Here is a 9822-nt window from a genome sequence, read left to right as displayed (position 1 = left end):
ATAGATTAAATGGCTATAAGAGAATTAATGAAATGCTAAATAATGTAACTTTTATTGATGGCATTTCTGAGCATGAAGTTGACAAAATAAAACAGGATAAAAATTATGCCGCTTAATTCCCATACACCAGATTTGATAATAACTCAGCATATAAAAGTATCAATTTTATATTATTAAGTAACTATCTTAAGTTTTTAATATACAAGTCTAGTTGATTAATCTCTTGCTTGACAGAACCATCTTCCTGATATGTACTCCAAGGATATACAACATTTTTATCAGTTTTCTCAAACTTATTAACCTGCCAAATATTTGACTTTTTAAAAGATTCTGGTTTTCTTGGATCATTATCTCGATTAACTATCAAAGCACATATCTTTTCATAATTATTTTCTTTTACATAGCCTATATGTTTCTGATACAGATCAAATGCAATGCCTTTTCCCCAATAATCTTTTTTATCATAATATCAGCAAAATAATACGCCTTGTCCATATTTATATCCATATCAAAAAGTGGTTTTGTTAAATCAAAACTTTTAGATATTGGACATCCTAGAGATGCTCCTAATATTACGCCATTATCTTCAACATAAAAAATATCAACGTCAGAGCTCATTACTAAATAACTTTCAAAATAATCCTCTTCCTCTTGGATATTATATTTATATAGATAAGAAAAATATTTATATATCCTTCTAAGCTCTTTTATCTGATTAAAATATCTAAAGTCTTTTAAGCCTTTGAAATGTTTAACTTTCATAACTATTTTTATTTTTCTTATTCAAGTCCTAACTTCTGTTCTTAATAAGTCAAAATCAACCAATTTCCACTGCCAATTTGGTGAACCAACTGTCCCCGGAGTATTTAGTCTAGCCTCACGACCTAATTCTAAAATATCTTGTACTGGTAATATTACATATTCAGCATCACAATTTAGTAAATACTTAATAATCTTTCTAAAAATATTTCTATCATTAGCTTTAAAATAACGTTTTAAAAGCTTTCTTTGGTATCTGTTTAATTCATCAAAATACCAACCTTTGAGAGTATTATTATCGTGAGTACCTGAGTATGCAATGATATTACTATCTTCAACAAACCTAGCTGTTTTTAGATCAAAGTGAAAAGGAAAAACCTTCATACCTTTTAACTTGTAGTGATCACGCAACTCAAGTACTTCACGACGTAAATCACCTAAATCTTCTGCAATAATATTAGCATCTGGAATACGCTTATAAACTGCATCAAAGAAATCATAACCAGGAGCCTCAACCCACTCGCCATTTATCGCAGTTTTTTCACCTGCGGGTATCTTCCAATATGTATCAAAAGCTCTAAAATGATCAATCCTGACAATATCAAATAATTTGAAGTTACCCTTCAGGCGCTCTATCCAAAAATCAAAATTTGTTTCTTTGAGCTTATCCCAATCATATAGAGGATTACCCCATAGCTGGCCAGTTTCTGAGAAAAAGTCAGGTGGAACTCCTGCGACAAAACTAGGATTTTGATTCTCATCTAATAAAAATATTTCTTGATGCTCCCATACATCGGCAGAGTCAAAACCTAAATAAATAGGTAAATCACCCATTATATCAATATTATTTTTATTGGCATATTCTCTTAGTTCAAACCACTGCTTATAAAAGATAAACTGTAAAAATATTTGGTAATCTATCTCTTGTTGAAATTGTTCAAGTTCTATAGCTTTATCTTTGATCCAGTTTTTATATTCTGCAGGCCAAAAATTCCAAGCTTGGTTATCATTTGCCTTTTTAAAAGCTTTAAAAATAGCATAATTTTTAACCCAAGAATTTTGAGCTATAAAATCATTATACTCTTGTTCAAACTTATCTTTTGAGCTTTGAAAATTACTAAATGCTTCTTCAAGATAATTATCTTTGAAATTACGAACAAGTTCATATTCAACTTTGTCAAAATTTGCATTTAGATTTTTAAGAGATGATTCTTCAAGCAAACCATAATCTGCTAGTTTTTCTAAGCTAATATAAATTTCATCTCCTGCAAAAGAAGAGCTTGACTGATATGGTGAATTACCAAAGCCTAGTGGCGTAAGTGGTAATACCTGCCAAATCTTAGTATTTGCTTGTTTTAGGATATCAACAAATTCATAAGCGCTTTTACCCAAGTCACCAATGCCAAATTGACTTGGTAAACTTGAAATAGCTAATAGTAATCCAGATTTTCTCATATACTCTCTCTACATCATAAACAAAATGCACATTGCGGTAACCAAATAGTACTAAAATATTCTAAGAGTGACAATCTCAACCGCAGTCATCCTATGGCTTGACCATAGGATCGATTGGGTATAAGCTAAGTAAGTTATTGGATTCTACGATCAAGTCGTAGAATGACATATTAATTTATAACACTAATCATCCTTGTATCACAAGTGCAATACAAGTCTAAATCTTCCAGATATCTCTATTATAGTCAGCAATAGTTCTATCTGAACTAAAGAACCCGGCTTTTGCAATATTTACTAAAGCCATAGACATCCACTCTTTACGGTTTTCATAATCTTTGATCATTTGATCTTTAACTTTTGCATACTCTACAAGATCTATCAAAGTCATAAACCAGTCTTTATTAAGTAACTCGTTATATAACTCTTTTAAGTTAGATTTCTTACCAAGCTTAACAAGTTTTTTAGAGACTATAAAATCCACAATAGGCTTGATCACAGGCTGCTTGTAGTAATCTTTGGAAATATAACCACTAGTCTTGTATAGATTGATAATAGTGTCACTATCCTTACCAAAAGTGTAGATATTATCCTGTCCAACTAGCTCAGCAATCTCAACGTTAGCACCATCCATAGTTCCTAATGTAATAGCACCATTTAGCATAAACTTCATGTTACCTGTACCACTAGCTTCTTTTGATGCTAGAGATATTTGCTCAGAGATATCAGCAGCTGGGATTAACTTCTCAGCAACACTTACATTATAGTTTTCAACAAACAATACTCTCATGTACTTATTCACATCAGAATCATTATTGATAAGCTCTTGTAAGCATAGTATTAGATGAATAATATCCTTAGCTATAATATAAGCTGGAGCTGCCTTACCACCAAATATAAAGTTAACAACTCTTGTAGGCTTAAGCTTACCTGATTTAATCTGTAAATATCTATGGATTATATACAAAGCATTCATTTGTTGACGCTTATATTCATGGATACGCTTGATTTGCACATCAAATATTCCATCTTTGATAAGCTCTACACCATAGTGCTCTTTAGCAAATTTAATAAACTGCGCTTTTTTAACTTTTTTGATATCTTCAAGAGTTTTTAGAGTATCATCATTATCAAATTTTAGAAGTTTTTCTAAATCAGTAGCTTTAGCTTTGAAACTATCACCAATAACACTTTCTAAGTATTTAGTTAACTCAGGGTTAGATTGTAATAACCATCTTCTGAATGTTATACCATTAGTCTTATTATTAAATTTATTTGGATAAATATCATTAAAGTGCTTCAATTCATCATTTTTAAGAATCTCTGTATGAAGTGCTGCTACACCATTCACACTAAAGCTATAATGAATACTCATATGAGCCATATGTACAATACTTTGATCATCAATGATAGATAACTTCTCATCAATATGCTCAAGCTTAACTTTAACATCTAAATATCTAATAATATCGATCAACTCTTGAGTTAGTACTTTTTTAAGATATCTTAATGGCCATTTTTCTAGAGCTTCAGCTAGGATAGTATGGTTAGTATACGCTACTGTTTTCTTAACTATTTCGATAGCTGCATCTATAGATATGCCTCTAGCCATAAGCTGACGTACAAGCTCAGGAATCACTAAAGTTGGATGAGTATCATTAATTTGAATAGTTGCATGCTCATGAAGCTTCTCAATTGAGTAGCCTTTGTCATCCATATCAGCAAAGACTAAATGCACAGCATTACTTACCATGAAATACTGTTGGAAAATTCTTAATAAATGTCCTGCTTCATCGCTATCATCTGGATATAAGAAAAGCGTAACATTCTTTTCGATAGCTGTTTTATCAAAAGATATACCTTTTTTAACGATACTAGAATCAACACTCTCAGCATCAAATAAACATAATTTATTAACAAAGTTATTTTGATAACCAACCATCTCAATATCATACATCTGGGATTGTATACTAAAACCATTGAAATCAATCTTATAAGCAGCTTTTCTCTTATTAAGCCAACCTTTGTCTTCTATCCATGGATTTGGTGTTTCTTTTTGTAGATTCTTTTTGAATTTTTGCTTAAACAAACCATAATGATAGTTCAAACTAACACCAGTTGCAGGAATAGCTAATGATGCTATTGAATCTAAAAAGCACGCTGCTAATCTGCCTAAACCACCATTACCTAGAGATGGTTCTGGCTCGCACTCTTCGATCAAAGCAATATCTTTACCATTAGCCTCAAATAGCTCTTTAACATCATTATAAATTCCAAAATTTATAAGATCATTTGCCAGCATTCTACCGATTAAAAATTCACTAGATATATAATATATTTTCTTTTTGAAATCAGGTGTTGGTAGTTTTTCTGTTTGCTCTTTAACATAAGATAATAGAGCATAATATAGATCTTGATCACTTGCTTTAGCTATATCACATCCTAAAGCATCTTGTAAAAAAAGCTTGATTTGATTTTTGTTATCCATTTTTTTAGAAACCTTTGATAATAATTCATTGATAAAAAATAATTACATTAAAAATTATAATATCATTTAAGTATTTTTTTTGGTAAAAAAATATTGATTTTTTGATTTTTTTTGAAAGCTTATTAGACTATTTGAGAATAAATTTGATGTATTTTATCAGCAGCTGCATTCCAATCTACTTTTTGTTGCATTGCAGTTTTTCTAACCTTCTTCCAGTCTGCTTTACGATTATATAATGCAAATGCTCGACGAATTGCTAAAGTTAGAGACTCTACACTGAACTCATCAAAAACAAACCCTGTAGCCGTACCATCCGCTAAATTCTCCAATGAAGAATCTGTCACAGTATCTGCTAGACCACCGACTTTATGTACTAAAGGTAAAGTTCCATAAGTCAGGCCATATAATTGTGTTAATCCACAAGGCTCAAAACGTGATGGTACCATTATCACATCAGAACCAGCAATTATACGATGTGCTTGCTCTTCATCATAACCAATTTGTACAGCTATTGATTTAGGAGATTTCTTAGCAGCAGCTAAAAATGCTTCTTCTAAAGCTTTATCACCACTTCCTAACAAAACAATTTGACCACCTCTACTAGTGATTTCACCTATTGCTTCAATTAAAAGGTTTAGGCCTTTTTGTTCAGTTAAGCGTGTTACAATTCCAAAAACCACTGCATCCTCTTTTTTCGCAAGTCCAGTCATTGCTTGTAGAGCTGTTTTACATTTTGCTTTACCAACATTCGCTGTAGTAACTGAATAGTTAGCTTCTATAAGAGTATCTTTTTTAGGATTCCATACTTGAGGATCTACACCATTAAGTACTCCATATAGATCATTATGACGATCTGCAAGTAGTCCTTCTAGCCCACATCCCTGCTCATAAGACTGAATCTCTTTAGCATATGTAGGACTTACTGTGGTGATCTTATCAGCAAAATATAGACCCGCCTTCATAAAAGATACTTGATCATAGAACTCTAAACCATTCATACTCAAGAATATACCTGGTAAATCTAACTCCGCAAAAACACTCATTGGGAAAAGACCTTGATAAGCAAGGTTATGCACAGTGAACACTGTTTTTACAGCTTTTTTGCCAGACGCTAGTTCACTTGCTTTGATATAAGCAGGTACTAATCCAGCATGCCAATCATGACTATGAACAACTTCTGGTTTCCACTTAGCATCCAAGCCTTCAGAAATTCTCGACGCTATCCAGCCCAATAAAGCAAATCTAAGATAATTATCTGCATAAGCTTGATTGCTACTATCTGCATACGGATTACCCGGACAAGCAAATAGACTAGGCGCATCTATTACATATATGTCGATTTTAGTATTAGGAATCTTAGCTAAAAATATATTTATCTCTTCTGCACTAAAACGAGAAGGGATATTAATCAAAAGCTGTTTGTCCTTAATAGCATTCATAAATGCCGGAAATCCTGGAACCAAAACCCTACTATCAACTCCAAAACTAGCTAACCCAGGAGGCAAGGCAGCTGTAACATCTGCAAGACCACCTGTTTTTAGAATTGGATATAGTTCACTACATACATGTAAAACGCGCATAAGCTTCTCTTATTTTTCTTTTAGTTCATCTATCATTTTTTTAGTTACTAGTACCACACCTTTATCGGTTCTGTAGAAGTTCTTAGCATCTTCTATAGGACCTTCACCAATAACCATACCAGCTGGGATATCACAACCTTTATCAATCACAACTTTTTTCAGACGGCAATTTTCACCTACTACTACCTCAGGCATTATCACGCACTGATCAATCTCACAACCTGCTGAGACTTTAACTTTTGAGAACATCAGAGATTTAGAAATCTGTGAACCAAGTACGATACATCCTCCAGATGTCAAAGTATTTGTAATCACACCATGATTACCCTTTCTATCTGGAACAAACTTAGCTGGAGGAAGTTGCTCTTGAGCTGTCCACACAGGCCAATCTTTATCATAGATATTCAACTCAGGCATATTAGCTGCTAGATCAAGGTTAGCTTCCCAGAATGCATCTATAGTACCGACATCTCTCCAATATGGTTCGACACCTTCACCTCTAGGCACACATGACATGCTAAATGGATGTGCTAAAGCTTGATTTTCACTAACAACTCTTGGAATTATATCTTTACCAAAGTCATGACTTGATTCTTTGTCTGCAATATCTTCTTCAAGTAAATCATATAAATAGTCAGAATTGAATATATATATACCCATACTTGCATAACATCTATCAGTAGTGCCAGGAATTGTTAGTGCATCTTTTTTAGGTTTTTCGATAAAACTTGTAATTTCACGATCTTTATTAATACCCATAATACCAAATGCATACGCTTCTTCTTCAGCAATCTCAACACATCCTACAGTACACTTATAACCACTTTGAGCATGGTCTCTTAGCATTACTGAGTAATCCATTTTGTATATATGATCGCCAGCTAGAACTATGACATACTCCGGACCATAAGAGCGTAAAATATCAATATTTTGATATACCGCATCTGCAGTACCACGATACCAACTCTCTTCATCGACCCTTTGCTGAGCTGGTAATAAGTCTATAAACTCATTTAGCTCACCACGTAAGAAGCCCCAACCACGTTGGATATGACGAAGTAACGAGTGTGATTTATACTGTGTAACTACACCAATTCTTCTGATACCAGAGTTTAAACAATTTGATAGAGCAAAGTCTACGATTCTAAACTTACCACCAAAATAAACTGCTGGTTTAGCTCTGGTGTCTGTTAGATTATATAAACGAGAGCCACGTCCACCAGCTAATACTAGTGCCATCGCTTTTTTATATAATTGATGTGATAATGAATTATGATTATCCATGATAATTAACTCCTTAGTGTTAATGCATTTTTAAATTAAGTTACTACAGTTGGTTCAGTCATTCCTGTCAGAGATTTGATATTGGTTAAATCTCCAGCAATATCTATCAGACTAGCTAAAGCTTGTTGCGTAGGTATATTAAATTTAGAAGAATCCGACTCATATTTCTCTAAATATATACGTAAAGTAGCGCCCTGTGTTCCTGTGCCTGACAACCTAAACACAATTCGAGAACCATCTTCAAAAATAATTCTTATTCCCTGATGGTTGGAAACTGAACCATCTATTGGATCTGTATAACTAAAATCATCTGCTTTAGCTACTTTCTCACCATTTAGTTGAGTTCCTGCAAGACTAGATAGTTTATTTCTTAAAGAGCTCATGATAGAGTTAGCAATCACAGCATCTATAGCTTCATAGTCATGTCTTGAATAGAAGTTACGACCAAATTTTTGCCAATGCTCCTCAACCAACTGATCAACCTGCTTGTCTGTTGCAGCAACTAAATTCAACCAGAACAATACTGCCCAAACCCCATCTTTCTCACGGATATGATCTGAACCTGTTCCATAACTCTCTTCTCCACATAGTGTGATTTTCTGAGCATCTAATAGATTACCAAAGAATTTCCATCCTGTTGGAGTCTCGAAACAAGGTAGACCTAATGACTCTGCCACCCTATCAACTGCTGTTGATGTAGGCATTGATCTAGCAACACCTTTAATTCCTTTTGAATATGCTGGTATAAGATGCGCATTTGCGGCCATAATTGCTAAACTGTCTGAAGGTGATACATCTATTTGTTTACCCACGATCATATTTCTATCAGCATCACCATCTGAAGCTGCGCCGAAATCATACTTACCACTACGCATATGCTTGACTAAATCTTCGGCATTGACAGGATTTGGATCTGGATGAAAGCCACCAAAATCCTCAAGAGGTTCAGCATTGACAACTGTACCAGCTGGAGCTTGCAAAAGAGTCTCAAAAATATACTTTGCATAAGGACCAGATACTGCACTCATAGAGTCAAAACGTACCTTAAAGTCATTAGCAAATAGTTCACGAATCTTATCAAAATCAAATATTTGTTGCATTAACTCAGCATAATCAGTCACTGAATTAATAACCTCGACGGTTGTATTTTCAATTCTGTATGTACCTATCTCATTTAAATTAACACTATCTTTAGGCACATCACTTATCAAGTATTGGTCAATCCTTTTAGTTTCTAAGAAAATTCTATCTGTAATTTTCTCAGGTGCTGGGCCACCATTAGAAACATTATATTTGATACCAAAGTCTCCTTTTGGACCACCTGGATTATGACTAGCCGATAGCACAATACCACCAAAAGCTTTATATTTTCTGATAACACAGCTAACAGCTGGAGTAGAAAAAATACCATTTTGGCCAACTATAATTTTACCAAACCCATTAGCTGCAGCCATTCTAACAATAATCTGTACAGCTACATCATTATAGTACCTACCATCACCACCAACAACTAGAGTCTTGCCTTGTATATCATCCAAAGAGTTAAATATAGATTGTACAAAATTCTCTAAATATCCTGGTTGCTGAAAAGCGGTAACTTTGTTACGCAAACCAGATGTCCCTGGTTTTTGATTTTCGAAAGGTTTAATAGATACAGTTTGAATAGCCATTTCTTTACCTTAATTATTAAGTTAATTGCTAGATTGTATTCTCAATGTTTATAGAGATACCAAAATGTACTTCATTAGGTGTCAAGTAATTTAAACATTTCTTAGGTCTATTATTCAAGTCTATCTGTAACTTTCTAATGTATTGATGAGATATATTGTTAAAGTTAGTACCTTTAGGTATAAATTGTCTGATATACCTATTCATGTTTTCATTAGTACCTCTTTGCCAAGGACTGTATGGATCAGCAAAGAATACTTTGATGCCAGTCTTGCTAGTTAGCTTCTTATGTTTAGCAAACTCTTTACCATTATCAAATGTAGCTGTTAATATTTTATGACCATTAGATACTTTGTACAATATTCTATTGATTGAATTAGCTGTTCTATCTATAGACTTGGCTAAAATAGTAAATCTGCTAGCTCTATCGACCATTGTTACAATAGCACTTTTATGGTCTTTACCAACAATAGTGTCACCTTCAAAGTGATAAAGATTTTTTCTATTAGCACTGCTAGGTCTTTCAGAAATACTCGCTCTATCCTTTATCTTAACTTGTTTAGAGTCACCTTCTTTTTTGTATTTATATTG

8 protein-coding genes are annotated in these 9822 nt (G+C 33.4%); all 8 read right to left on the bottom strand.

The features are described from left to right. Nucleotides 1-181 precede the first annotated feature (181 nt). A complete protein-coding gene (locus tag F8C69_RS10645; RefSeq protein WP_234384188.1) occupies nucleotides 182-367 on the bottom strand; it encodes a hypothetical protein in 186 nt (61 codons plus the stop codon). A gap of 38 nt (nucleotides 368-405) precedes the next feature. Further along, nucleotides 406-762 carry a hypothetical protein gene (locus F8C69_RS10640; RefSeq protein WP_234384189.1) on the bottom strand — a complete coding sequence of 119 codons (357 nt, stop codon included), beginning with the start codon at nucleotides 760-762 and terminating at the stop codon, nucleotides 406-408. Between the two features lie 21 nt (nucleotides 763-783). Continuing rightward, a complete protein-coding gene (malQ, locus tag F8C69_RS06600; RefSeq protein WP_159184652.1) occupies nucleotides 784-2214 on the bottom strand; it encodes a 4-alpha-glucanotransferase in 1431 nt (476 codons plus the stop codon). A 217-nt stretch (nucleotides 2215-2431) separates the two neighbouring features. Beyond that, nucleotides 2432-4699, bottom strand: coding sequence for a glycogen/starch/alpha-glucan family phosphorylase (gene glgP, locus F8C69_RS06595; RefSeq protein ID WP_159184651.1), 2268 nt, complete (start codon nucleotides 4697-4699; stop codon nucleotides 2432-2434). A 122-nt stretch (nucleotides 4700-4821) separates the two neighbouring features. Continuing rightward, nucleotides 4822-6279, bottom strand: a complete 1458-nt coding sequence (gene glgA / locus F8C69_RS06590) for a glycogen synthase GlgA (protein WP_159184650.1) — start codon at nucleotides 6277-6279, stop codon at nucleotides 4822-4824. Between the two features lie 9 nt (nucleotides 6280-6288). Beyond that, nucleotides 6289-7563: a glucose-1-phosphate adenylyltransferase gene (glgC, locus tag F8C69_RS06585; protein ID WP_159184649.1), complete on the bottom strand. Its 1275-nt coding sequence runs from the start codon at nucleotides 7561-7563 to the stop codon at nucleotides 6289-6291. 35 nt (nucleotides 7564-7598) lie between these two features. Then, on the bottom strand, nucleotides 7599-9233 hold the full coding sequence (locus F8C69_RS06580; protein WP_159184648.1) for an alpha-D-glucose phosphate-specific phosphoglucomutase: 1635 nt from the start codon (nucleotides 9231-9233) through the stop codon (nucleotides 7599-7601). A gap of 28 nt (nucleotides 9234-9261) precedes the next feature. Continuing rightward, a partial coding sequence (locus tag F8C69_RS06575) for an IS30 family transposase (protein ID WP_159183759.1) occupies nucleotides 9262-9822 on the bottom strand: 561 nt, incomplete at its 5' end.

It is taken from the genome of Francisella noatunensis subsp. noatunensis, from assembly GCF_009823375.1.
GTDB classification, from domain to species: Bacteria; Pseudomonadota; Gammaproteobacteria; order Francisellales; family Francisellaceae; genus Francisella; species Francisella noatunensis.
Note: the sequence above shows the minus strand (reverse complement) of the source record. Positions and strands in the feature narration are given on the sequence as shown.